Origin of the sequence: Paratissierella segnis (assembly GCF_014385195.1) — a bacterium.
Taxonomy (GTDB): domain Bacteria; phylum Bacillota; class Clostridia; order Tissierellales; family Tissierellaceae; genus Paratissierella; species Paratissierella segnis.
The window spans coordinates 1-26,352 of the sequence record NZ_JACRTG010000002.1 but is presented as its reverse complement, the minus strand read 5'-3'; the positions used below and the strand labels follow the sequence as shown (position 1 = coordinate 26,352).

Sequence of the window (26,352 nt, the reverse complement as noted above, 5' to 3'; positions counted from 1 at the left end):
CTATTTTACCACCTCACTAGATTGATTTCTCTTGCATTTCTCCTTTTATTGCTCTATCAATGGCTATTAACTCTTCTGCCGATAGAGGGATATTACTTTCTCCATTTTTTATCGGTTTTGCAAAACTAATTGACGTTTCTCTGCCATAGATACTTGTTAGTACAAAACCATTCTGAAAATTATCCAGTAAGGCAATGGAAAAGCTTAATTCACTTCCAATCCCATCAAAAGCATTGTATCTTATAAACCCTATCTTCTGGATTGCAAAAGCAAGTTTAGCATCAAATGAACTAATGCTATTCTCTATTAGATTTATATCTCTTTCCATATCTCTTATATCTTTATCTATGTGAATTAATAAATCCTCTATATTAACACCTGTTAATCCTCTCATAAATGAATTATATTTTTCTTTAGATTTTTTAATTTTGCTTTGTGTAATTAATAATAAAATAAATAAAATTAAAATTGCTATAACTAATCCTAAAATCACTTCAATAAAATAAGCAGAAATAAACTCTCTTATATATACCATCTATATATTTCCTCCCTGTACTTCCTTTGCAATTGCCTTCAATGCTCTTATAGCATATTCTATTTCATCATGTGTATTAAAAAACCCAAAGCTAAACCGAACTGCACCTTGTTCAAATGTTCCTATACTTTTATGAGCCAAAGGCGCACAATGAAGTCCAGGTCTTACTGCTATATCATATTCTTCATCTAATATATAAGAAACCTCAGATGAATCGGCATCTTTAATATTTAAAGATACAACTCCTAACTGTTCTTCTTTGTTTAAAGGCCCATAGAGTTTTATACCATCTATTTTGCCCACTTCCTCAATAAAATGTTCTGTTAGATCTTCCTCATGTTTTCTTATGTTATTGATTCCTTTTCCAAATATATATTCTATACCTGCTCCAAGACCTACGATACCCGGTCCATTTGCAGTGCCGCTTTCATATCTATCGGGGAGTATATTCGGTTGTTCAAGCAGATGAGATGCACTGCCTGTACCCCCTTGAAAAAGATCGGTCAATTCTATATTGTCCCTAATATAAAGTCCTCCTGTACCTTGTGGTCCAAAAAGAGCCTTATGTCCTGGAAACGCCAGCAGATCTATATTCATACGCTCCACGTCTATATCATATATACCGGCAGATTGTGCCGCATCTACCATATATGCTATTCCACTTTTCTTAGCCAATTCGCCGATATCGGCTATCGGCATTATGGTACCTGTAAGATTTGAAATATGGGTAGTTACTATTAATTTAGTATTGCTTTTAATGCTTCTTTCAACATCAGATACGTTGAGTCTTCCCTTACTGTCACATTTCACTATTGTATGTTCTATACCAAGCTTCTCCATAGATTTAATGGGCCTTAATACAGAATTATGCTCCATTGACGTTGTGATTACATGATCTCCGGGTTTTAACAATCCCTTAATGCCTAAATTTAACCCTTCTGTACAATTAAAGGTTAAGACGATATTTAAAGGATTATCTATATTAAATAGTTTCCCAAGCAATTCTCTAGTTTCAAATATACCCCTGCTTATCTTTAATGCCATCTTATGTCCTGATCTACCGGGATTTGCGCCATATTCTTTCATTGCAGTCATTATTTTTTCATATACTACATCCGGCTTTGGATATGTTGTTGCCGCATTATCAAAATATACCATCTAATCACCCTCACAATTAATCTTTTACCGATACATCCGCAAATTTAAAACTTTCAACATCGAATAAGCCCATATCAGTCAACTTTAATCTTGGTATTACCGGTAATGCCATAAATGATAAAGTCATAAATGGGTCAATATCCCTATTAACTTTCAATTTATTATATGCCATATCCATCATTTCTTTCAATGATTCATTGGTTTCTTCGATTGCATTGGAAGTCATTATTCCTCCAATTTCTAAAGCTAAACTTTTTATTATTTCTCCTTGAGATGCTATTAGTAAGCCCCCGCCAATATCGTCTAGATGTTTAACAACCCTTAATATATCTCTATCGTTATCCCCTACTACTATAATATTATGTGAATCATGGGCAATTGTTGTTCCTATAGCACCATTTTTTAATTTAAAGCCTTCGATAAGTCCAACACCAATATTGCCGGTTAATTTATGTCTTTCAATGACTGCCAATTTTAATATATCCTTATCAGAATATGCAAAATATCCATCTTTAATTAAAACTTTCCTTTGCACTTTTTCTGTAACAAGGCTTTCTGGAATAATTTTAATTACATTGGCTATATTTCCTTCCATTTTGATTTTTAAGTCATCTTCAGTTATTGTTCTTATGCGTACTGAGTGTTTCATATAGTCCGGTGAATATGATTTGCTTTCGAATAAAGGCTTATAATTCTCAGCTACAATCTTCCCATGTTTGTATACTTCAAATATATTAAAATCTTCTAAATTATCTACAACAACTAAATCAGCATCATAATTGGGAGCAATAGCACCTTTCCCTTTAAGGTTATATGCCAATGCAGCATTTATCGTAGCTATCTTAATTGCATCAATCGGTTCTACACCACTTTTAATTGCCAATCTTATGTTAAAATCAATGCTGCCATCTTTAAGCAGGTCTTCCGGATGTTTATCGTCCGTACAAAATAAAAATCTGCTTAAATTATCTTTATTAACAGCAGAAATTATTTTGTTTAAATCCTTTGCTGCAGAGCCTTCTCTAATTAAAATATACATTCCAAGTCTTAGCCTATCCTCAACTTCTTTCAATGTTGATGATTCATGCTCTGTTTTAACTCCTGCGGCAACATAGGCATTTAAATCCTTGCCCGATATCATTGGACCATGTCCATCTATGATTTTTCTACTACCTAATTCAAGTTTATCCAATATCTTATCATCTAAGTTCAGAACTCCCGGATAATTCATCATTTCACCCAGTCCTATGACATTTTCATCATCCATAAGTTCTCTTAAATCATCGGCTTCTAAGATTGCACCGGAATTTTCAAAGGATGTAGCAGGTACGCAGCTGGGCAGTACAAAATAAACATCTAAAGGAGTTTTTTTACTGTCTTCAATCATAAATCTTATCCCCTCAATTCCCTTAACATTGGCAATTTCATGGGGATCTGCAACTATAGATGTTACGCCTCTTGGAATTATCGCCCTAGCAAATTGTGAAGGTGTGGACATTGATGACTCAATATGGACATGGCTATCAATAAATCCTGGTATTAGATATTTTTCTTTTAAATCAATTTCTTCTAAACCTTGATATTCTCCTATACCTACTATCTTACCTTTATCTATAGCAACATCTGCTTTTATAATCTCATTTGTAAATACATTTACCACATGACAATTTTTAATAACTAATTCCGACTTCTTTTCTCCCTTTGCTTTTATGATTAAATTTCTAATTTCGTTTTTTTCCATATTGCTACCTCTTAATTTATTTTATTTAATAATACAATATTTCTAAAGACAATAAAAGCCTTCTATTCGTTTTATTTAAAGAAAAAGAGAAGGGATGCCTTCTCTTAACCTAATCTTCTATATACTATCTCTAGAAGTTCCTCTTTGAGTTTTTTGCTATTTACTAATATAGTATCAACCCTATTTTCTATATTTAATCTAAATTCTTCATCTTTTATGCTTTTTAAATTTATAGTAACATTAAATAATGCACCTTCTACTCCCGAATAGGCTAAAAGTGCAGCTACGCCAACATCTGTAATTGCGTTTACATTTCCATATTCTGCAAATACCCTTTGAAGTTTAAGTACCTTATAACATTCATCTGCACAATTAAGCGGAACTTCTAATGCCTTTTTATATCCTTCTTGGATAGATTTTGATCTAATCCATTTTTCTTCATCGGTACTCTTAGGCAATTTAAATGCATCCATAACACTATCAAAAGCAGTTGCATCCTTGTCTATTATAAGGACTAAATTCTCTATTGATTTCTCAAGTTCCATATAATTTTCTTTCATCTTAACTTTAGCATTTTCAGGAATTTGTTCAAATACTTTCTTGTCTATGGTAAGATTTGCCACCATATTTGTTAATGCTCCGCCTAAACTTCCAATCAATGCAGAAACACTACCTCCGCCCGGTGTTGGATTGCCGCTTTTTGTCTCATCAATAAACTCCCTTACTGTTTTTTCAACTAGCATTCAATACCCCTCCAAATCATATTTTATCCTATATCTATAAAATTTCTCTAGATTTTAAAACTTTATAATTCCTTCCATGGTAATATTAGCTTTGCCACCTACCTTTACTATAAAGCCGTCTTTGTCTTTGTCAATATAACAATATATTTCACTCAATCTATTTAATGACTCTCCCTGTGACACTGTAATTAAATTTTCATTAATTAATGAATTCTTCTTTAAATAGTAGATTAAACCTCCATTGGCAGTTCCCGTTGCTGCTTCTTCATTGATACCTACTAACGGAGCAAAATTTCTAGCATATATTTTATGAGAATTAATTTCAGGAATATGAAAAACATGTACTCCAATTACACCCATTGATTTACAATAATTCGATAATTCACAAAAATCCACTTTTATATTATCCAATATTTCCTTCTCTTTTATAGGCAATATAATATCCAATCGCCCGGTAGATATAATTTCCGGATCAATAAATTCATCTATTACTCCTATATCAGATAATTCTAAATTTAAAATATCCAGCAATTCATTAAAATTTTCTATTTTGCTGATTGTTTTAGGTCTCCCTTGTTCCATAGCTACATACTTAGGCTCGCTGTTTTCGTATCTTATTTCCACTGGAAATCTGCCTATATTTGTTTCCATGAATACCTTTTTAATGCCATTTCTAATGGGCTTTATATAATTTTTTTCTGCTAAGGTATAAAATGTTGCTATGGTTGCATGACCACATAAGTTCACTTCGCATAATGGAGTAAAAAATTTGATCTTAAATAGATTATCATCCCTTTGCCTTACAAATGATGTTTCAGGTAGATTGATTTCGTTTGCGATTTTTTGCATATCGCTCTCCTTTAACCACTTAGCATTTGGTATAACACCAGCCTGATTACCTCCAAAAGGCTTGGAACTAAATGCATCAACTTGGAATATATTTATCTCCATTTTTATTCATCCTTTCATGATTTCAAAATAAATGTTTCACGTGGAACATCATTGCATAAGCAAGTCTATAAGCCGTTCTAAGTCATTATCACCATAATATTCAATTTCTATTTTGCCCTTTTTATTGCCCACAATTAGATTAACTTTTGTTCCCAAAGATCTCATTAACTGATCTTCTAAATCAATAATATATGATTCTTTAGGTTTGATCTTTCTTTTTTTCTTCGGCTTCGTTTTGGATTGTTTTATTTCGGCTTCTGTTTCTCTGACATTTAAGCCAAGATCTATTATCTTTTCACAAGCCTTCAGCTGTTCATCTTTATCTTTTATTCCCAATAAAGCTTTTCCATGTCCACTACTTAATTTTCCCTCATAGATATATTCTATAACTTTTTCGTGTAAATTCAATAATCTTATGGAGTTAGCAACATACGTTCTGCTTTTACCTATAGCCTCCCCGATTTCTTCCTGCTTTAAATTATATTCGTCCATGATTCTTTTATATGCTATAGCTTCTTCTATTGGATTCAGGTCTTCTCTTTGAACGTTTTCAATTAAAGCAATTTTAGAAGCTGTTTCTATATCTATATCCTTTATAATACAAGGTATCTTTTTTAACTGAGCTTTTTTAGACGCTCTCCATCTTCTTTCTCCGGCAACAATTTCATATTTTTCATCAGCTCTTCTTACTATTATAGGTTGTATTATTCCATGAAGTCTAATAGAATTTGCTAAATCTTCTAAGGCTTCCTCATCAAAATATTTTCTAGGCTGTTCTTCTTTAGATACTATACTATCAATTTCTAAATAAACAATATTATCATTTATATATTCTTCTTCACTTAATATAGTATCAACTAAAGCTTTATCAGATATTAATGCAGAAAGACCTTTCCCTAGACCTCTTTTTTTCTGAGTCATTTATATCATCCCTTTCCTACATTTATCAAACCAAACACTTTCAAAGCAACAATTCATTAATTGGTCACCAGTTTTGTTTCCTTAGCCTCATCCACTCCCGTAAGGTTAATAGGTCAATCCAAATCCTGCAAATCTAAAAATTCTTCTGCCAGATCCATATACGCTTCCGCGCCTCTTGATTTCTCATCATAATCCATTATAGATAGTCCGTATGAAGGAGCTTCCGCTAGTCTAACATTTCTCGGGATTATATTTGTATATACCTTACCTTTGAAAAATGATTTGACTTCATCCACTACTTGTATAGAGAGGTTTGTCCTACCATCAAACATACTTAATACAACACCTTCTACTTCAAGGGAAGGATTAAAGTTTTTCTTTACCAGTTCTATTGTATCAAATAATTGACTCACTCCTTCCAATGCGTAATATTCACATTGTATGGGAATGATTACGCTGTCTGAAGCAATAAGTCCTAAAACACTTAGTATGCCAAGGGAAGGCGGGCAATCTATAAATATATAATCATAATCATCCCTGACTTTAGCTAATTCTTTTCTTAGCATCATCTCCCAATCTCCTTCCCTTGCCAATTCTATTTCTAAACCTGCTAATTGATTATTTGAGGGTATTATATCTACATTCTCAGCAGATGTTGGAAAGATTCCATCTTCTATAGGTAAATCAAGGGCAAGAATATCATATATTATATGTTCTACCTTGTTTTTATCCATCCCCAAACCACTAGTTGAATTCCCTTGAGGATCAATGTCAACTAACAATACTTTCTTTCCTATTTTACCTATACCCGATGATAAATTTATACTTGTAGTAGTTTTTCCTACTCCACCTTTTTGATTAAATATAGCAACTATTTTGCCCATATCAACACCTCGAAAATTCTTCTTATATTATATAATATCAGAAATTTAAATTAATACAAAATGAAAAAAGATAAAATTAAAGAAAAAATGTTCCACGTGGAACATTTTATTTATGTTTCACGTGGAACATTATCTTTCAAGTATTGAATTAACTTGTCTTGGGTATCTTTATAGAAACTAAATAAAAGTCTCCTTTATCTTCTTCATTGTATTCTGCCTTAACCCCATATTCCTTTATTGCCCTATATGCCTTCTTGATTGTATTCAGATAAATTCTTACGTTAATTAATGATTTGATTTTTTGACTTGAAACATTTTCATCTTTTTTTCTTAAATTATCTAATATGTCCTCTACTAAGGTCTCAGTACCACTGACATTCAAATTATTATTTACAGTTTTATCTAGTACTATCCTTCTTAAATTGTCATCCGGTAATTTTAACAGAGCTCTTCCATGCCGTTCAGTTAATTTCTCTTCAATTAAAATTTTCTTTATATCCGGTGGTAATTTCAATATCCTTAATTTATTAGCTATTGTAGATTGAGACTTTCCTAATTTTTCGGCTAATTCTTGCTGAGTAATATTGTGATCTTCAATCAAATTATAATATCCCTCTGCTTCTTCAATAAAGTTTAAATCTTCTCTTTGTAAGTTCTCAACCAATGCTACCATCGCAGAATCTTTATCCCTATAATCAACAACTATAGCCGGAATTTCCGTAAGTTCTGCTATCTCTGCAGCTCTTAATCTTCTTTCTCCTGCTATTAGTTCGTAAGAATCATGGCTTAGCTTTCTTACGCTGATTGGCTGGATAATTCCATATGTTTTTACAGACTGTGACAATTCTTCTAAAGATTTTAAATTGAAATTTTTTCTTGGCTGATATGGATTAGGTTTTATAAATCTAATTGGAATATTTATTATCTCTTTCAAAATATGATACCTCTCTTTTCAATAGGTCTTTATTCCAATTATTCAATATATAAGGCGTTATTTCCTTCTTTATTTCCCAAGTATTTTCATACAAATAACTACAATTTATAGTGGATTTTTCCGAGGCTTACCTCCGCCTCTGGGATATTTTGTCGGAGTTTCTTTTATTTTTTCGATTATTATCAAAGAGTGCATTATATCACTTTCAGGTATACATATTAATTTCTTGTCAACGATTCTTCCACCCAAGACTTTTATAGCATTGTTTCCAGATTTTAATTCTTCTTCTGCATCCGGTCCCTTCATTGAAATGAAATACCCTCCTAACTTAACAAATGGAATACAGTATTCGCTTAAGGTATTCAATGAGGCAACTGCTCTTGAAATAGCTATATCGTATTTTTCTCTATATACAGGTTTTATGCTCATCTCTTCGGCTCTAGCATGAATAGCTATTATATCTTCCAATTCCAATCTATTGATTACTTCGTTTAAAAAATTGATTCTTTTATTTAAACTATCAAGCAAGGTCACATTAAGTTCCCTTTTTATAATTTTGAGAGGAATCCCTGGAAAGCCACCCCCTGTACCTATATCGATTAGATTTTTCTTACCATCAAAAAGATTTGTAACCAAAGGAGTTAAACTATCTAAAAAATGCTTTATATCTATATCTTCATCATCTGTTATCGTTGTTATATTTATCTTTGTATTCCATTCCTTTAACATTTCTTTATATATCTCGAATGAATTAATGTCTTTTTCTTCTATACTTATATTAAGTTCTTCTGCTCCTTTAATCAAAATATCAGACACTTTTTTTCTCACTCCGTCTTTTTTGTTCTAAATATATTAATAGTACATTGATATCAGCAGGAGATACTCCTGATATTCTTGATGCTTGACCTACCGAATAAGGCTTTATATTATTCAATTTTTGTTTTGCTTCATTACTTAAACCCTTTATATTCGTATAATCTTCATCAATATTTAGCCTTTTATTCTCCAATTTTTTAAATTGTTCAATTTGTATCATTTGTTTTTTAATATAACCTTCATATTTGATTTGTGTTTCAACCTGAAGTCTTATTTCCCTTACCAATTTAGGTCTATTGGAATCTATTATTATTAAATCATCATATTTTAATTCCGGTCTCCTTATTAACTCATATAAGCTAATTGGTGATTTTAAATCCGTAGTTCCTAGTTTTCTCAAGATCTCATTTGTTTCACTTGTTGGAGTAATTATTATACTTTTTAATCTTTCCAACTCATTTTCTATTGCTTTTTTCTTCTCCATGGTCTTTCTATATCTTTCTTCACTGGCAAGACCAATTTTATAACCCTTTTCTGTCAACCTTAAGTCTGCATTATCCTGTCTTAATGTCAATCTATATTCTGCCCTTGAAGTCATCATCCTATATGGTTCATTCGTCCCCTTTGTTACTAAATCATCTATCAATACACCTATATATGCTTCAGATCTATCTAAAATAAATGGTTCCTTCCCCTTTAAGTTTAAAGTGGCATTAATTCCCGCCATCAATCCTTGAGCTGCGGCCTCTTCATAACCGGAAGACCCATTTATTTGTCCGGCAAAGAATAAATTCTTAATCTCTTTATGCTCCAAATTTAATTTCAAAATAGTAGAATCTATTGAATCATATTCTATTGCATAAGCTGTTCTCATGAATTTAACATTTTCAAGACCAATAATATGTTTATACATTTCCAATTGCACTTCTTCAGGTAAGGTTGAGCTTACTCCTTGCACGTACATCTCTTTAGTTGAAAGCCCCTCAGGCTCAATAAATACCTGATGTTTGTCTCTATCCGGAAATCTTACAATTTTATCTTCAATTGATGGACAATATCTTGGTCCTACCCCTTCTATTTCACCGGCATACATAGGAGATCTGTATAGATTATTCCTGATTATTTCATGCATCTTGTCAGTTGTATATGTCAGATAACAAGGTACTTGTTCAATATCAAATTTCTTATCCATATTCAAAAACGAAAATGGTATAATTTCCTCATCTCCGGGCTGAACTTCCATAACCGAATAGTCTATGCTATCCCTATGAACCCTTGCAGGAGTTCCTGTTTTTAATCTTCGAAGCTTAAGGCCTTTATTTTTCAATGAATCCGATAATAATATAGAAGGAAACATTCCATCCGGTCCTGATTGATAATTTACTTCCCCTATATATACTCGACCGCCTAAATATGTCCCGGTACATAAAATTACAGCTTTTGCCTTATATATAGCTCCAGTTCTTGTTAATACACCTTTTACTTGTGAATCCTCAATTAATATATCAACAACCTCACCTTGTCTTAAGGTTAAGTTGGGTTCATTCTCAAGCACTTTCTTCATTTCAGTATGATATTTCCTTTTATCCGCTTGTACTCTCAATGAATGGACAGCAGGCCCTTTGGAAGTATTCAGCATCCTACTTTGAATAAAAGACTTATCTATATTAATTGCCATTTCTCCACCCAATGCATCTATTTCTCTAACCAAATGACCCTTTCCTGTTCCTCCAATATTCGGATTACAGGATAAGGCTACGATGGAATCAAGACTCATGGTAAGCATTATAGTTTTCATTCCCATTCTACTACCGGCTAAAGCTGCCTCAACACCTGCATGCCCTGCACCTATAACCACTATATCATATTCACCTGCATCATAGTGTTTTACGTCTTTCACTTTATTTCACCTTTTCTAATTCAATTTCAACTTCAATTGCAATGCTTCACTAACAACTACTTACTATTTTCCTATACAAAACTCGGAGAATATCCTGTCCAGAATATCTTCTCCAACCGAGTCTCCGGAGATTTCTCCCAAATTTTCCCAACAATTCTTTAAATCCACTTCCAAGCAATCTAGAGGAACCTGTGCCTTTAAGTCGTTCAATACACTTTCAATATTCTTCAAAGCTTTTTCTAACTGATTTTTGTGTCTTAAATTAGTAACTATAGCATCAGACTTTATATTGAATTCACCGCTATAAAACATATCTCTAATGCTATCCTCTAAAATATCCAACCCAATTCCATTTGTAATCGACGTAGATATAATATGCATATTCTTAATGTATTTCTTAAAGTAATCCTTATCATATAAACTTTGCAAGTCCGTTTTATTCAATAATATAATTGTCTTTTTATCTTTGATTAAATCAATTATCTCAATATCTTCATCAGACAACTCGGTGGATACATCAAAAATTGCAATAATTAGATCTGCATCCTCCACTATGCTCTTGGCTTTATCTACACCTATTTTTTCAACCAAATTATCCGTATCTCTAATCCCTGCAGTATCTACAACTTTTAAAGGTATACCATCTATATTGACATATTCCTCGATGATATCCCTAGTAGTTCCGGGTATATCCGTCACTATAGCTCTGTTCTCTCTCAATATTGCATTTAATAATGAAGATTTTCCTACGTTTGGTTTGCCTAAAATTACAGTATTTAAACCATCTCTAAGAATTTTTCCTCTATCGGCAGTTGACAATAATGCTTTGATTTTCTCCTTCACAATATTAGAGTCCTTCTCCAGATCCTCATATGTTATCTCCTCAATATCCTCCTCGGGATAATCTATTGATACTTCTATATGAGCTATCATCGATAATAGTAAATCTCTAATTTCATTAATCTTATTTGATAAACTTCCCTCCAATTGATTTAAGGATACTTCAAAGCTCTTATCCGTCTTGGATTTAATCATATCTATTACCGCTTCAGCTTGAGACAAATCAAGCCTTCCATTTAGAAAAGCTCTTTTAGTAAACTCTCCTGCTTCAGCCAATCTTGCTCCTGAATTTAATAATAGTTCCAATATTTTCTTTACAGGGATTATCCCTCCGTGGCAATATATTTCAACCATATTTTCTCTTGTATAAGTATAAGGTTCCTTCATAAAAGAAATCAAGACCTCATCAATAATATGATCATTGTCTACTATATGACCGTATGACAATTTTCTATTTTCAATTTTGAAATTATCTCCTTTAATACTTACAAATTTACCTCTTGCTATATTTAGCGCATTCTTACCGCTCATCCTTACAATTCCAATTCCTGACTCACCTATTGCAGTTGAAATAGCCGCTATAGTATCAGACATATGCTTCACCTCGTTACACTTTAAAATTATTATCTATATCTTAAAGATTATAATCATATATAAATTATAATATATTTTACATAAATTTTTCTATTTTAAAAAACATTTTATGATATTTTAAAATCCATATGATAAATTGTCAATTTCACTTGAGAATTTATAAAAAGCCCACTTATTTCTATTGAAATACTTGGGCTCTTATTTTAACACTATTTAGATGTAATTACAACTCTTCTATAGGGTTCTTCCCCTTCGCTATATGTTACTACTCCCGGGAAATTTTGAAGAGTTGAATGGATAACCCTTCTTTCATAAGGATTCATAGGTTCTAATTTTATGGGTCTTCTACTATATTTAACTTTTTCTGCCATTTTATTAGCAAGTCTGATCAGCGTTTCTTCCCTTTTTGCTCTATATCCTTCTGTATCAACTATAACTTTCATATAGTTTGGTCTGTTTTTATTTACTGCCAGATTTAATAAGTATTGTATCGAATCCAATGTATTTCCTCTTTTACCAATTAAAATCCCCATATCCAACGGATCTATATCTGTTATTTCTATCTTCAATATATCGCCTTGTTTCTCAATATGGTTGGTAGCATTTATGCCCATTAAACTAATTACTTTACTTAAAAATTTATTAGCTATTTCTTCCAAATCATTTATTAAGGTAACCTTAACTTTTGCCTCTTTTGTTCCTATCAACCCAAATAATCCCTTACTAGGCTCTTCCAATATTTCTATCTCAATATCTTCTTCTTTTGCATCTAATTCAATTAATGCTTCTTTTATGGCATCTTCAACAGTTTTAGATGACTTTGTTACTTCTTTCATTTATTTTTCCTCCTTAACTTTAGATAAGGACCTATTAGTTATCAGTTGTTGAACTATTGTGAATAGATTACTTATTATCCAATAAAGTGCCAAACCAGCAGCAAAACTTCTAGCTGATATGAAAATCATAACTGGTAAAAAATAATTCATAGTTTTTTGAGTAGCTTGAGTTTGAGGATCTACATTTTGTGCCGTGGGCATTGTTTTAGTCTGCAAATAAGTAGTTAAAGCTGCTAATAATGGCATACCCCATAGATATGGATCCGAATTTTCTAAATTTGCAATCCATAGGAAGGATTTATTCATTGCTTCATAAAATCCCGGTTCGGTAAAAGCATATTTAGCAGGCTCTCTAAATACAGCAAAAAAAGCAAGTATAATTGGAAATTGAATCAATAAAACCAAGCATCCGGATGCCGGATTATAATTATTATCTTTATATAATTGCTGCATTTTTACCTGCATAGTTTGAGGGTCATTTTTATATTTAGTTTGAATCTCCTTAAGTTTAGGTTGTATTTCATTCATCTTTTTACTAGATTTTGACTGATTTATATTTATTGGTAGCAACAATAATTTGAATATAATACTAGTTATAATAACTGCTATCGCATAATATGAAACATGGGTCGGCTCAGTACCAATTCCCGATACAATATTATAAACAACTCTCAATATCGACCCCATCAAAGTTCCCAAAAAATTTCTCATTTAGTAACCCCCTATAATTATTTAAGCGGATCATATCCTCCCTCATGAAATGGATGACATTTTAAAATTCTTCTTATTGTTAAATAAGTTCCCTTCATAAATCCATACTTAGTATATGCTTGCAATGAATACTCGGAGCATGTTGGATAAAATCTGCATTTTTTTCCTGGTAATAAATACTTTGAAATGTAATTTTGGTAAAACCTTATTAAAAATATTGATATCTTCGTCATCAATATATCTATCTCCTTAGAACTCCAGACATCCTTAATACATGAATTAACGATTTTTCTAATTCTTTATAAGATAAGCCTACTACGTTCTTTTTGGGTATAAAAATTAAATCATAACCATTTTTAACTCGATGATGATTGAGTCTATATATCTCTTTTATTCTTCTTCTAATTTTATTTCTAACAACAGCGTTCCCTATTTTTTTAGTAATTGTTATACCTAATCTTGTTTCTCTCAATCCATTTTTTTTTACATATAAAGTTAAATCTCCATTCCAGTAATTTTTTCCTTTATTGTACACACGCTTAAACTCTATATTTTTCCTTAATCTATACTTTTTATCCATTGTTACTCCTTAAAATTATGAACCTTAATTAAAAGGCCACCTCTTTAGCGGCCTTATGCTGTCAATCTTTTTCTACCTTTTTGTCTTCTCATCTTTATAATATTTCTACCTGACCTAGTTTTCATTCTCTTTCTAAATCCATGTTCTCTACTTCTTTGTCTTTTCTTTGGTTGATAAGTTCTTTTCATTATATCAGTACACCTCCTTAAAATGGGACCTATATAAAAATATAGAGTTTTGCTCAAATAAAATAAAAAATAAATTATAAGACTACTATTGATTATATTTATTACAAATAGTTATGTCAAGAATTTAAATTACCTAGTTACACAAAATAGATATCAACAACTTTATATACTTGTGGATAATTTTATTGAATAACAATTGAACTTTTGATATTATTAAATAAGATGTTAATATGTTGTTAAATTCATAAAGTTATACACAAACTGTGGATAAGGTGTGTATAACTTCTGAATATTACCGCAGTTATTAGTATTTATTTGGTTTTGTTTAAGTTTTTGTCCACATTTTCCTTTTTTAATATATGTGGACTACATTTATACTTAAACATTTTTTCATCTAATTAACAATATAATAACATATTTATTCACAAATTATTTATTTTAATTATTGCAATATTATTATAAAAACTTATAAATTTTGTTGATAAATATGTTGATAATTATTAAATCTTTTCAAATTTTCAAAAGGAGGTTAATTTATGACATCTAATTTGGAAGATATATGGGAGGATGTCCTAAATATAATTAAGGAAGATTTATCTGAAGTTAGCTTCAATACATGGTTAAAAACTATTGAACCCATTTCCATTTCGTCAGATAAGATAATTTTAGGAGCCCCTAATGATTTTACAAGAGGAATCTTACAAGGAAGATATCTAAATTTAATAAAAAATGCTATAGAACATGCCACCAAAGTTGATTATTCTGTAGAATTTATCATACCCGGAGAAGAAAATATCTTTAATGTAGGACAAGGTGTAAATCATGAAACACAAGATTACAATCAAAGATCCCAACTTAATCCAAAATATATATTTGATACATTTGTTATCGGAAATAGCAATAGGTTCGCGCATGCGGCATCTCTTGCAGTAGCTGAAGCTCCTGCGCAAGCTTATAATCCTCTTTTTATCTACGGTGGTGTAGGATTAGGAAAAACTCACTTAATGCATGCAATAGGTCATTACATATTAAGTCAGAACCCAAATTCAAAAGTGGTTTATGTATCTTCTGAAAAATTCACTAATGAACTAATTAATTCAATCCGTGAATATAGAAATGAGGAATTTCGAAACAAATATAGAAATATTGATGTACTATTAATCGATGATATACAATTTATAGCTGGTAAAGAAGGTACACAAGAGGAATTTTTCCATACTTTCAATGCTTTATATGAAGCTAGTAAACAAATAATAATTTCAAGTGATAGACCTCCTAAAGAAATACCAACACTGGAAGATCGATTAAGATCAAGATTTGAATGGGGTCTTATAGCCGATATTCAACCACCGGATCTAGAGACAAGAATTGCTATTCTCAGAAAAAAGGCTAATGTAGAAAATATTGAAGTATCAGATGAAGTAATGCTCTATATAGCTTCAAAAATTCAATCAAATATTAGGGAATTAGAAGGTGCGCTTATAAGAGTCGTTGCTTATTCTTCTTTAACCAACAGAGAAGCAAATATCGAATTAGCTGAAGAAGCACTCAAAGATATAATTTCTTCAAAAAAAACTCATGAAATTACAGTAGATTTAATTAAAAATGTTGTATCAAAAAATTATAAGATTAAATTAGAAGAATTTAATTCAAAAAAAAGAACCAGAGCCATTGCGTATCCAAGACAGATAGCAATGTATTTAACAAGAGAATTAACGGATCTTTCTTTACCTAAAATAGGAGATGAGTTCGGAGGAAGAGATCATACCACTGTTATCCATGCTTGCGAAAAAATTAATACAGATATCTCAAATAATGAAGATATAAAAAGAAAAATAGATGATATTATTTTAGAAATAAAGGGCGAAAATTAATAATTGTGGATTAATGTTTTTTTATACAAATGTTATTAACATGTTATTAAGTTATTAAGTTTCAATATCTTAAGTAATTTTTAGGTTATCCACATAATAACATGCCCTACTACTATTACTACTATTTATTTAATTCTTCTATATCTATTAAGGAGGAAATTTATATGAAATTTAAAGTAAAACAAAAGGATTTATCTAAACACATTAACATTGTACAAAAAGGCATATCGTCTAGAACAACTATACAAATACTTGACGGAATATTAATTGAAACATTAAATGATAAATTAAAGTTAACTTCTACAGATTTGGAGATAAGTATTGAAACGTTTTTGGATGCAGAAGTGAAAGAAGAAGGTTCCATTGTTGCAAATTCAAGAATATTCGGAGATATTATAAAAAAATTACCTGATTCAATTATTGAAGTTGAAGTTAAAGATAATAAGATAAACATAAAATGTGAAAATTCTGAATTTAACATATTAGGTAATTATGCAGTGGATTATCCCGATTTGCCAATAATCTTACAAAAAGAAAATTTAAAATTATCAGTGGAATCATTAAAAAATGCTATACGACAGACTGTATTTGCAACTTCTCAAGACGAAACAAGACCTACATTATCAGGTGTATTGGTTGAAATTGAAAACAACAATATTTCCTTTGTTTCATTAGATGGGTATAGATTAGCATTGATGAAACTAAATACTGATTATAATATAGATTTAAAAATTATCATTCCTGGTAGGATACTTAATGAAATAAATAAAATACTTGAAGACACAGAAGAAGATGTTATATTAAGTGCAGCACCGGGTCACGTTTTATTCAATTTAGGAGATACTATAATATATTCAAGACTTTTAGAAGGTCAATTTTTTAATTATAAGGATATTATAAGAGACGATCATAAAACTAAAGTAATCGTAAATAAAAAAGACTTTCAAAATGCATTAGAAAGAGCTTCATTGCTTGCAAGAGAGGAAAAAGCAAATTTAATCAAATTAAGTATAATTGATGATAATATAATTATAAAATCCAATTCTGAAGTCGGAGATGTAATGGAAAGAGTATTATCTAATAAAGATGGGGAAGACTTAAATATAGCATTTAATTCCAGATATATATTGGAAGGAATCAAGATTATGGATTCGGAGGAAATTCAGCTCAATCTCATGGGTAGCTTAAATCCTTGTATTATAAATGGTGTAGAGGATGATAGTTATACTTATTTGGTCTTGCCTGTTAGATTAGCTCAAGAAGACTTTTAAATAAAATAGTGAAAGAAATCGTAAATAATAATAAAAGATTTGACAATTGACTAAGACAATGGATAATTTTTTAATAGGTAATAGGTAATAGGTAATAGGGTAAAGGAATTTATCTAGGTAAGAGAAGAGATAAAAGATTATCTTCTGATTAAGACCCTATAGCTCAACCCTAATAATTGTGAATTGTGAACTGTGAATTGTGAATTGAAATCGTGAATTGTTTTGGAGGTAATTATGAAAGAAATATCTATTTCAACCGAATATATAAAGCTTGATCAATTTTTAAAACTTGTCAATGTAGTTCAGACTGGGGGACATGCTAAAATAATGATAGCTGATGGATTGATTAAGGTAAATGATAAGAAAGTATTTGAACGTGGAAAAAAGCTAAGGAAAAATGATATAGTGGATATAGAAAATTTTGATAAATTCATTATTATATAAATCCTTAAGGGGTGTAATTTTTGAATGTAAAGAATCTGCGACTTATTAACTTTAGAAATTATTATAATTTAAATGTGGAATTTAATGATAATATAAATATATTTATGGGGAAAAATGCTCAAGGCAAAACCAATTTAATTGAGGCTTTATATATATGTTCATATGGTAAATCATTTAGAACGACTAAAGATAGAGAATTGATCAATTTCAATAAAGAACAAGCATATATAGGTGCTAATACAAAACTTAACAATCTGGAAAAGTTCATTGAAGTCAAGATGGAAAGAGATAAACCAAAAAGAATAAGAATAAACAAGTCAGAGCTAAAAAACTATAAGGAACTTAATACCGGTTTAGTTTCTGTATTATTTTGTCCGGATGATTTAAAAATGATCAAAGAGGGACCTTTGTTAAGAAGGAATTTTTTAGATGCAAGTATCTCTCAAATTAAACCCGTATATAGTTATAATCTAATAAGATACAATAAGGTTTTAATGCAAAGAAACAATTTATTAAAAACTTGCAGAATAAAAAAAGATTTAGTGAATTTAATAGATGTATTTGACATTCAATTGTCAAAGCTTGGTACAAGTATTATAATAGAGCGTGATAAATTCATAAATGAATTGAATATACTTATAAATCCTATCCATAAAAATCTTACTTGTGATAAAGAAAGCGTAGAATTAAAATATTTTTCCAATATTCCTAGATTAATTGATAAAGAAAGTATTGAGAAAGAATATTTAAAGTTATTGAAGTCCAATTTAAATAGGGATATAGAATATGGAACAACTGAAATCGGGCTTCATAGAGATGACTTATTGATGTTAATTAACAATAAAGATGTAAAAATATATGGCTCCCAGGGACAGCAAAGAACATTAGTTTTGTCAATTAAATTATCTGTGGTAGAATATATAAAGAAGTATTTTGGAGTTTATCCTGTGGTGCTTTTAGATGATGTATTTTCCGAGCTAGATGAAGATAGAAGAAAATTTTTATCAAATTCTTTCAAAAATATGCAAGTTTTTATTACAGTTACAGATGCTGTTGATTTAAATGCAGTTAACGACTTATCAAAATCTGTATTTATTATAGAAGATGGAAAAGTGATTTAAAATAATGATTAACTGCAAGTTAACTAGAATTGGAGGGAAGAGCGTAGATGGTACAAGAAGCTAATGACAATAATGGGAGACATTATACCGCAAAAGATATACAAGTATTGGAAGGTTTAGAGCCAGTAAGAAAAAGACCCGGTATGTACATTGGTAGTACAGGACCTAAGGGGCTTCACCATTTAGTGTATGAAGTAGTAGATAATAGCATAGATGAGGCATTAGCAGGTATTTGTGATACTATTAAAATAACTATATATGATGATGATTCTGTATCGGTTGAGGACAATGGTAGTGGAATACCTGTAGAAATTCATCCTCAAACCGGTAAATCTACTGTAGAAACTGTTTTAACTATATTACATGCGGGAGGGAAATTTAATAACTCCGCATATAAGGTATCCGGAGGTTTACATGGAGTTGGTGTATCAGTAGTAAATGCACTTTCGGAGTGGTTGGTAGCAAAGGTAAGAAGAAATGGTAAAGAATATATGCAACGATTTGAAAGAGGAATTTCAGTATCGGAGCTCGAGGTTATCGGGAATTCAGATTCTACAGGTACTACAATTCATTTTATGCCTGATAAAAGTATTTTTGAAACTATAGAATTTTCCTTTGAAACATTGGAATTCAGAATGAGAGAAATGGCATTTTTGAACAAAGGAATTAAAATAATATTAAATGATAAAAGAAATGATATATTAAAGGAATTTCATTATGAAGGTGGAATTAAGTCTTTTGTGGAATATATAAATAAAAATAAAACTCCGATTCATAAAGACGTTATATACTTCGAATCTGAAAAAGACTCAACAATTGTAGAATTGGCTTTACAATATACAGATGGATATACGGAAAATATATATACATTTGCAAACAATATCAACACAATTGAAGGCGGCACCCATTTATCAGGATTAAGATCTGCAATCACAAGGGCTATAAATGACTACGGAAGAAAATATTCCTTTTTAAAGGAAAAGGAAGAAAATCTCTCAGGTGAAGATGTTAGAGAAGGATTAACTGCTGTTTTATCCATAAAATTGCCTAATCCGCAATTTGAGGGACAAACAAAAAGTAAATTAGGAAATAGTGAAACCAGAGGAATTGTTGATTCACTTATTTATGACTATTTAAATAATTATTTAGAAGAAAATCCTAAGGCCAGCAAGATAATATTAGATAAAGCAGTAAGTGCTCAAAGGGCTAGAGATGCAGCTAGAAAGGCTAGAGAGTTGACTAGGAGAAAGAGCATTCTAGATAATACTACATTGCCCGGAAAATTGGCAGATTGCCAGTCCAGTGATTTATCTGAAAATGAAATATATTTGGTGGAAGGGGATTCGGCAGGTGGTAGTGCTAAACAAGGAAGAGATAAAAAATATCAGGCAATTTTACCGTTAAAAGGTAAGATAATGAATGTTGAAAAGGCAAGAATTGATAAAGTTTTAGGTTATGAAGAAATTAAAGCCATGATAACAGCCTTCGGTACCGGTATTGGAAGTGATTTCAACATTGAAAAATTAAGATATGGGAAAATAATTATAATGACAGATGCCGATGTAGATGGTGCACATATCAGAACTTTATTATTGACTTTTTTCTACAGATACATGAAGGAACTGATAGAAAAAGGGCATATCTATATTGCCCAACCGCCTTTGTATAAAGTAACTAAAGGTAAAAAAGAAGTATACTGTTATAGCGATAAGGAACTTGATGATATATTAAATGAATTGGGAAGAACAAATTACAGTATTCAAAGATATAAAGGTCTTGGAGAAATGAATGCAGATCAGTTATTCGACACTACGATGGATCCGGAAACCAGAACTTTATTGCGGGTTCAAATAAGTGATGATATAAATGCTGATGAAATCTTTACAACTCTAATGGGGGATAAGGTAGAGCCAAGACGTGAATTTATTGAAGAAAATGCAAAATTTGTACAAAATCTGGATATATAGGAGGGAAATTAATGGATACTGAACACAACAAATTATTGGATGTTAATATAGAAGAAGATATGAAGAAGTCCTATTTGGAATATTCTATGAGTGTAATAGTAAGTCGCGCCCTCCCGGATGTAAGAGATGGTTTAAAGCCTGTTCATAGAAGAATATTATATGCCATGGATGAATTGGGTACGACACCTGATAAACCATATAGAAAATCTGCCAGAATAGTTGGAGACGTATTAGGTAAATATCATCCACATAGTGATACTTCCGTTTATGATGCTATGGTTAGACTTGCTCAAGATTTTAATACAAGGTATCTATTGGTTGACGGTCATGGAAACTTCGGATCTGTTGACGGTGATGGAGCGGCAGCCATGCGTTATACGGAAGCTAGAATGACCAAGTTATCTCAAGAAATGCTTAGGGATATAGGTAAGGATACCATAGATTTCAGACCCAATTTTGATGAAACTTTAAAAGAACCAATTGTTTTACCCAGCAGATTTCCTAATTTATTAGTCAATGGATCATCGGGTATTGCAGTTGGGATGGCAACTAATATTCCACCACATAATCTAAGAGAAGTAATTGATGGAATAGTACTTTTATTGGATGATCCGGATACAGATATTGAAGCTTTGATGAAAGTAATCAAAGGTCCTGATTTTCCAACCGGTGCTCATATAATGGGGAAAGAAGGAATCAAATCTGCCTATAGAACCGGCAGAGGAAAAATCATATTGAGAGCTGTTGCGGAGATAGAAGAAACAAATAAAGGAAAACATAGAATTATAGTATCGGAATTACCTTATCAAGTTATTAAGGCAAATTTATTGCAAAAAATTGCCGAATATGTACGGGAGAAAAAACTAGAAGGTATTTCAGATTTAAGAGATGAGTCCGATAGAGAAGGTATGAGGATTGTTATAGAACTAAAAAGAGATGCGAATCCCAATGTGGTTTTAAACAATCTTTTTAAACATACACAATTACAAATTACTTTTGGAGTTATAATGCTGGCTTTGGTCAATGGAGAACCAAAGGTATTAAAATTAAAGGAAGTATTACATCATTATATTGAGCATCAAAAAGAAGTCATAGTAAGAAGGACTCAATTTGATCTTAATAAGGCAGAAGAAAGAGCTCATATTGTTGAGGGTTTAAAAATTGCATTAGATCATATTGACGAAGTTATAAGGATTATTAGAAGTTCAAAGGATGATAGCACTGCAAAAGAAAGACTTATGGAAAATTTCAGTCTTTCAGAAAAACAATCACAAGCAATATTGGATATGAGATTAAGAAGATTGACCGGGTTAGAAAGAGATAAGTTAGAAGAGGAATATGAGGCTTTAATTAAGGAAATCAATAGATTAAAGGCAATATTGGCAAGTGAAAGAATGATTTTAAATATAATCAAAGAAGAATTATTAGAGATCAAAGAAAAGTATGGCGATATGAGAAGAACCAGTATAATGCCATCTGCTGATGAAATTAACGCTGAAGATATGATTGAAGAAGAAGATGTAGTAATTACGTTAACTCATTTTGGCTATATAAAGAGAATGCCTGAAGGCACATATAGACCTCAAAAGAGAGGCGGAAAGGGTATTATAGCTTTAACAACTAGGGAAGAAGATTTCGTTGAAGATCTCTTTATAACATCTACCCATGATACTCTTCTATTTATAACAAATAAAGGAAAGGTTTATTCATTAAGAGCTTATGAAGTACCTGATGCTGGAAGACAAGCAAAGGGAACAGCTATTATAAATCTTTTAAATCTTTCAAATGATGAGAAAGTAAGTTCGATAATACCTATTAAAGAATTTAATAAGGAATGTAATTTAGTATTTGTCACAAGGAAAGGCATAATTAAAAAAACAAGCTTGGAGAAATTTACAAACATTAGGAAAAATGGAATTATTGCTATAAATTTGAGAGAAGATGATGAACTAATAAGTGTAAAGATGACTGATGGAAAAAGGGAATTGATTTTAGTCACTAAAAAAGGCATGGCCATTAGATTCAACGAAGATGATGTAAGAGAAATGGGTAGAAATGCCACTGGTGTAAAAGCTATTACATTGAATGACGATGATATTGTCGTAGCTATGGAATTAGTTGAAAAAGGTAAATATTTATTGGTAATAGCTGAAAAGGGTTTTGGAAAAAGGACTTCTTTAGACGAATATAAAACTCAAAAAAGAGGTGGTAAGGGTCTAATCACATATAATATAAAAGACAAGACAGGTGATATAGTCTCAGCAAAAGTTATATATGAAAACGATGAAATAATGATGATTTCACAAAGTGGTATTATAATTAGACTCAATACCAATGATATATCCGCAATGGGAAGAAATACACAAGGAGTAACTCTTATGAAAATTGATGGAGATGATAAGGTTATGGCAGTTGCAAAATATGTAGGTGAGTAATATTGATGGAAATCTCTTTAAGGGATTTCCTTTTGTTTTCACTTTACATTAATGTATATATGTTATAAAATTAAATAAATTGAATGGATAGGGGTGGTTTAATGTCATTAAATACTTTGATTAACGTAGATAAAAAAGATAATCTTTTGGTAATAATTCCAGAAGGAGATATGGATATATATAGTTCAACTAGATTTAAAGAATTAGTTTTAGATTCATATAATAAAGAAAAGAAGGATTTGTTAATTGACGGTAAGAAGCTTGAATATATTGATAGCACAGGTTTAGGAGCATTGATAGGTATTTTAAAGCAAGTTAAAGAAGATAATAAAAAAATCTACCTATCAAATATTAAACCCAATATAAGAAAACTATTTGATATAACTGAACTGGACAAGCTATTTATAATTAGGAGTGAAAATGATGAATAATGATTCTGTATTTTTAACAATACCAAATAAACCTGATTATATTAGTATGGTAAGGCTTACAACCTCTTCTCTAGCAAATAAATTAGGATTTGATTTTGACACCATAGAAGATATTAAGGTATCTATAGGAGAGGCATGTATCAACTCATTACAATTTTGTCATAAAGGTTCAATATCTATTGTTTATGAATCCTATATAGATAAATTAACAATAAAGGTTTCAAATTGTAAAGATAATATACCAAAAGAAATAGAAGAAAAAAAAGATAGAGAACTTGGAATTTTAATTATAAAATCATTAATGGACAAAGTTGACTTTACTGATGAAGGTATTGAGATGACAAAATATATTAAATAAGGATGGTAGTCTATGATAAATAAGAACTACTATGAAAATGGAAATTTAAAAGACAAAGAAAAAATGAATATAAAGGATCTATTTAAATATTATAGCGAAACAAGGGATAAAGAAACAAGAGATATTTTGATAGAAAAGCACTTATACATTGCTGAAATTCTTTCTAAAAAATATGCTAATAGAGGCATTGAATATGATGACATCTATCAAGTAGCATGTATAGGACTTATTTATGCTATCGATAGGTTTGATATAGATAAAGGTTATGAGTTTTCAAGCTTTGCAACACCTACCATAATTGGAGAAATAAAAAAATATTTCAGAGATAAGGGTTGGACAATCAGGGTACCCCGTCGAATTCAGGAATTATCAAAAAAAATAAATAATGCCAAGGTTTATTTAAGCCAAGAATTGCAAAGATCTCCTACCATAGAAGATATTGCTGAATACTTGAATTCAACAGAAGAAGAAGTGTTAGAAGCCATGGAAGCAAGCAAAGTTTATACACCACAATCTTTAGATGTAACATATGATTCTAACAATGATGATAAGGATATAAATTTAGCTGAATTGATAGGTGAGGATGATTATTACTTTAGTAAGATTGAAAACAATGACTTTTTAATGAAGACTATGGAAAAATTAAATGATGTGGAAAAACAGATATTGATTGAAAGATATTTTAATAAAAAAACTCAGGTAAATATAGCTAAGAGTTTAAATATTTCTCAAATGACCGTATCAAGAATTGAAAAAAGGGTATTGGAGAAATTAAGAAAGGAAATTGAGAAAACATTGATTGATTAAAATAATTAAATTTATTGGGAGATGTGAAATGAAAAACTTTTTAATAGAGCATAAATTAGAAAAATTAACTTATGTTTTAGAAATGATAATTACTGCTTTAATCGCAATAGGTGTAATTATTGGATTGATAGATTTATTTAGATATTTTCCAGCAATTTTTGTAGCAGACGCACCGGAATCTTATGAGATATTTCAATCATTTCTTGCTTATGCATTGGTTTTGATAGTAGGGGTAGAACTTATGCTGATGATAATCAATCATTCTACTAAAGCTATTATGGAGCTGATACTCTTTGTAATAGCTAGAAAGATGTTGATCTATTCACATACGATGAAGGATTTAGTTCTAGGGACAATAGCTATTGCAATTGTATTTGCAATACTAAAATTTCTAATACCGGAAGATAAAGAAGACATTATAAAAAGAAGTAAAAATGTATATTCCGCTTCTACTAAAGTTGAAGATATAATTAAAAGAACTAAATATAATATACCTGTTGATAAAGGTTATACAGTTGGAGGATTAGTATGTAGATTAGCAGATGAAGCATGCGTTCCTGTGACAGAAGGCTCTGAATTCACTTCAGGTGATTTAAAGATAAAGGTGGTAAAAGCATCAGAAGATGGTCTAATTGAGGAAGTAATGATAAAAAAGAAAGATGAAAAAGATAGTTGATTACAATTCACAGTTCACAGTTCACAGTTCACAATTCACAATTCACAATTGAAAAGATAATGAAGAGTGAAGAGTTTCTAGGGTCATTAAACATAGATTCTTAACTTTCGTTCCAGAATAACTCCTGCAATGAATATTCTGCCTTTATTGACCCAAGATTACTGATTACGTCATCATCGGGCAGTATAAGTATTGCCTCTAAACGACCTTTGGTTTTAAAAAGTGGTTTAAGAATTAGAAAATAAGAGTTAAAACGATTAGGGTTAAAGTATATTAAGGTTGAGGAAGTCTTAGTTTTAGCTAAAAATAATAGTTAAAAAAATAATTCAAAAAAGTGTTGACATTTAATACAATTGCGTGTAATATTATAAAAGTTGACTGCAAAAAAACTTAATAATATTTTCAAAAAACAAATTTAAAAATATTAAAAAGTAGTTGACTTAAGTATAAAAATTTGATATAATAATTAGGCGTCGTTAAGCGAGACGCAATGACCTAAAACATTAATTAGGTCGATTGAACCTAGATAATTAAACAGTGTGAGACTTTGAATAAATTACAAAGAATCAATTCAAAGATTTGTGGAAGAAATGAAGCAAATCGAAAATAGTCAGCAAAGAGCTAGACAAACTTTCA

The 26,352-nt window shown here is 30.7% G+C and carries 26 protein-coding genes; 10 read left to right on the top strand and 16 right to left on the bottom strand.

Features of this window, described 5'->3' with window-relative positions:
* Window positions 1–16: 16 nt before the first annotated feature.
* From H8707_RS00505 to rpmH, 16 genes are all read right to left on the bottom strand, one after another.
* Complete coding sequence (locus H8707_RS00505) at window positions 17–535, bottom strand: DUF4446 family protein (RefSeq protein ID WP_262428187.1); 519 nt, start codon at window positions 533–535, stop codon at window positions 17–19.
* The gene (locus H8707_RS00500) at window positions 536–1,693 is read right to left on the bottom strand and encodes an aminotransferase class V-fold PLP-dependent enzyme (RefSeq protein WP_262428186.1); all 1,158 of its coding nucleotides are present in this window, start codon (window positions 1,691–1,693) and stop codon (window positions 536–538) included. It abuts the gene before it with no gap.
* A gap of 16 nt (window positions 1,694–1,709) precedes the next feature.
* On the bottom strand, window positions 1,710–3,434 hold the full coding sequence (ade, locus tag H8707_RS00495) for an adenine deaminase (protein ID WP_262428185.1): 1,725 nt from the start codon (window positions 3,432–3,434) through the stop codon (window positions 1,710–1,712).
* 104 nt (window positions 3,435–3,538) lie between these two features.
* Complete coding sequence (locus tag H8707_RS00490) at window positions 3,539–4,177, bottom strand: cyclodeaminase/cyclohydrolase family protein (RefSeq protein WP_262428184.1); 639 nt, start codon at window positions 4,175–4,177, stop codon at window positions 3,539–3,541.
* 54 nt (window positions 4,178–4,231) lie between these two features.
* The gene (locus H8707_RS00485) at window positions 4,232–5,128 is read right to left on the bottom strand and encodes a PhzF family phenazine biosynthesis protein (RefSeq protein WP_262428183.1); all 897 of its coding nucleotides are present in this window, start codon (window positions 5,126–5,128) and stop codon (window positions 4,232–4,234) included.
* Window positions 5,129–5,176: 48 nt separating this feature from the next.
* Window positions 5,177–6,049: a ParB/RepB/Spo0J family partition protein gene (locus H8707_RS00480; RefSeq protein ID WP_262428182.1), complete on the bottom strand. Its 873-nt coding sequence runs from the start codon at window positions 6,047–6,049 to the stop codon at window positions 5,177–5,179.
* A gap of 113 nt (window positions 6,050–6,162) precedes the next feature.
* On the bottom strand, window positions 6,163–6,933 hold the full coding sequence (locus tag H8707_RS00475; protein WP_262428181.1) for a ParA family protein: 771 nt from the start codon (window positions 6,931–6,933) through the stop codon (window positions 6,163–6,165).
* A gap of 148 nt (window positions 6,934–7,081) precedes the next feature.
* A complete protein-coding gene (noc, locus tag H8707_RS00470) occupies window positions 7,082–7,867 on the bottom strand; it encodes a nucleoid occlusion protein (RefSeq protein ID WP_262428180.1) in 786 nt (261 codons plus the stop codon).
* A gap of 105 nt (window positions 7,868–7,972) precedes the next feature.
* Window positions 7,973–8,683, bottom strand: coding sequence for a 16S rRNA (guanine(527)-N(7))-methyltransferase RsmG (rsmG, locus tag H8707_RS00465; RefSeq protein WP_262428179.1), 711 nt, complete (start codon window positions 8,681–8,683; stop codon window positions 7,973–7,975).
* A complete protein-coding gene (gene mnmG / locus H8707_RS00460) occupies window positions 8,676–10,583 on the bottom strand; it encodes a tRNA uridine-5-carboxymethylaminomethyl(34) synthesis enzyme MnmG (RefSeq protein ID WP_262428178.1) in 1,908 nt (635 codons plus the stop codon). The genes rsmG and mnmG overlap by 8 nt, the downstream gene beginning before the upstream one ends.
* Before the next feature lie 63 nt (window positions 10,584–10,646).
* Window positions 10,647–12,017, bottom strand: a complete 1,371-nt coding sequence (gene mnmE, locus H8707_RS00455; RefSeq protein ID WP_262428177.1) for a tRNA uridine-5-carboxymethylaminomethyl(34) synthesis GTPase MnmE — start codon at window positions 12,015–12,017, stop codon at window positions 10,647–10,649.
* 209 nt (window positions 12,018–12,226) lie between these two features.
* On the bottom strand, window positions 12,227–12,853 hold the full coding sequence (gene jag, locus H8707_RS00450) for an RNA-binding cell elongation regulator Jag/EloR (protein WP_262428176.1): 627 nt from the start codon (window positions 12,851–12,853) through the stop codon (window positions 12,227–12,229).
* Window positions 12,854–13,564 carry a YidC/Oxa1 family membrane protein insertase gene (locus H8707_RS00445; protein WP_262428175.1) on the bottom strand — a complete coding sequence of 237 codons (711 nt, stop codon included), beginning with the start codon at window positions 13,562–13,564 and terminating at the stop codon, window positions 12,854–12,856.
* Between the two features lie 17 nt (window positions 13,565–13,581).
* The gene (gene yidD, locus H8707_RS00440; protein WP_262428211.1) at window positions 13,582–13,797 is read right to left on the bottom strand and encodes a membrane protein insertion efficiency factor YidD; all 216 of its coding nucleotides are present in this window, start codon (window positions 13,795–13,797) and stop codon (window positions 13,582–13,584) included.
* 8 nt (window positions 13,798–13,805) lie between these two features.
* Window positions 13,806–14,144, bottom strand: coding sequence for a ribonuclease P protein component (gene rnpA, locus H8707_RS00435; protein ID WP_262428174.1), 339 nt, complete (start codon window positions 14,142–14,144; stop codon window positions 13,806–13,808).
* A 53-nt stretch (window positions 14,145–14,197) separates the two neighbouring features.
* Window positions 14,198–14,332 (bottom strand): 50S ribosomal protein L34, encoded by a 135-nt coding sequence (rpmH, locus tag H8707_RS00430; protein ID WP_262428173.1) that lies wholly within the window; start codon window positions 14,330–14,332, stop codon window positions 14,198–14,200.
* Window positions 14,333–14,868: 536 nt separating this feature from the next.
* Here rpmH and dnaA point away from each other — a divergent pair.
* The 10 genes from dnaA (at window position 14,869) to H8707_RS00380 (ending at window position 25,716) form a co-directional block, all read left to right on the top strand.
* Window positions 14,869–16,206 (top strand): chromosomal replication initiator protein DnaA, encoded by a 1,338-nt coding sequence (gene dnaA, locus H8707_RS00425; protein WP_262428172.1) that lies wholly within the window; start codon window positions 14,869–14,871, stop codon window positions 16,204–16,206.
* A 164-nt stretch (window positions 16,207–16,370) separates the two neighbouring features.
* Complete coding sequence (dnaN, locus tag H8707_RS00420) at window positions 16,371–17,477, top strand: DNA polymerase III subunit beta (protein WP_262428171.1); 1,107 nt, start codon at window positions 16,371–16,373, stop codon at window positions 17,475–17,477.
* A gap of 234 nt (window positions 17,478–17,711) precedes the next feature.
* On the top strand, window positions 17,712–17,921 hold the full coding sequence (locus H8707_RS00415; protein ID WP_262428170.1) for an RNA-binding S4 domain-containing protein: 210 nt from the start codon (window positions 17,712–17,714) through the stop codon (window positions 17,919–17,921).
* A 20-nt stretch (window positions 17,922–17,941) separates the two neighbouring features.
* The gene (recF, locus tag H8707_RS00410) at window positions 17,942–19,042 is read left to right on the top strand and encodes a DNA replication/repair protein RecF (protein WP_262428169.1); all 1,101 of its coding nucleotides are present in this window, start codon (window positions 17,942–17,944) and stop codon (window positions 19,040–19,042) included.
* Between the two features lie 47 nt (window positions 19,043–19,089).
* Window positions 19,090–21,009, top strand: a complete 1,920-nt coding sequence (gene gyrB, locus H8707_RS00405) for a DNA topoisomerase (ATP-hydrolyzing) subunit B (RefSeq protein WP_262428168.1) — start codon at window positions 19,090–19,092, stop codon at window positions 21,007–21,009.
* A gap of 11 nt (window positions 21,010–21,020) precedes the next feature.
* Complete coding sequence (gene gyrA, locus H8707_RS00400; RefSeq protein ID WP_262428167.1) at window positions 21,021–23,444, top strand: DNA gyrase subunit A; 2,424 nt, start codon at window positions 21,021–21,023, stop codon at window positions 23,442–23,444.
* 101 nt (window positions 23,445–23,545) lie between these two features.
* Complete coding sequence (locus H8707_RS00395) at window positions 23,546–23,875, top strand: STAS domain-containing protein (protein WP_262428166.1); 330 nt, start codon at window positions 23,546–23,548, stop codon at window positions 23,873–23,875.
* Window positions 23,868–24,233 carry an ATP-binding protein gene (locus tag H8707_RS00390; RefSeq protein WP_262428165.1) on the top strand — a complete coding sequence of 122 codons (366 nt, stop codon included), beginning with the start codon at window positions 23,868–23,870 and terminating at the stop codon, window positions 24,231–24,233. Before H8707_RS00395 ends, H8707_RS00390 begins: the two co-directional genes overlap by 8 nt.
* Before the next feature lie 12 nt (window positions 24,234–24,245).
* Complete coding sequence (locus H8707_RS00385) at window positions 24,246–25,040, top strand: SigB/SigF/SigG family RNA polymerase sigma factor (RefSeq protein ID WP_262428164.1); 795 nt, start codon at window positions 24,246–24,248, stop codon at window positions 25,038–25,040.
* Window positions 25,041–25,068: 28 nt separating this feature from the next.
* Window positions 25,069–25,716 carry a hypothetical protein gene (locus H8707_RS00380; protein ID WP_262428163.1) on the top strand — a complete coding sequence of 216 codons (648 nt, stop codon included), beginning with the start codon at window positions 25,069–25,071 and terminating at the stop codon, window positions 25,714–25,716.
* The last annotated feature ends 636 nt before the right edge of the window (window positions 25,717–26,352 follow it).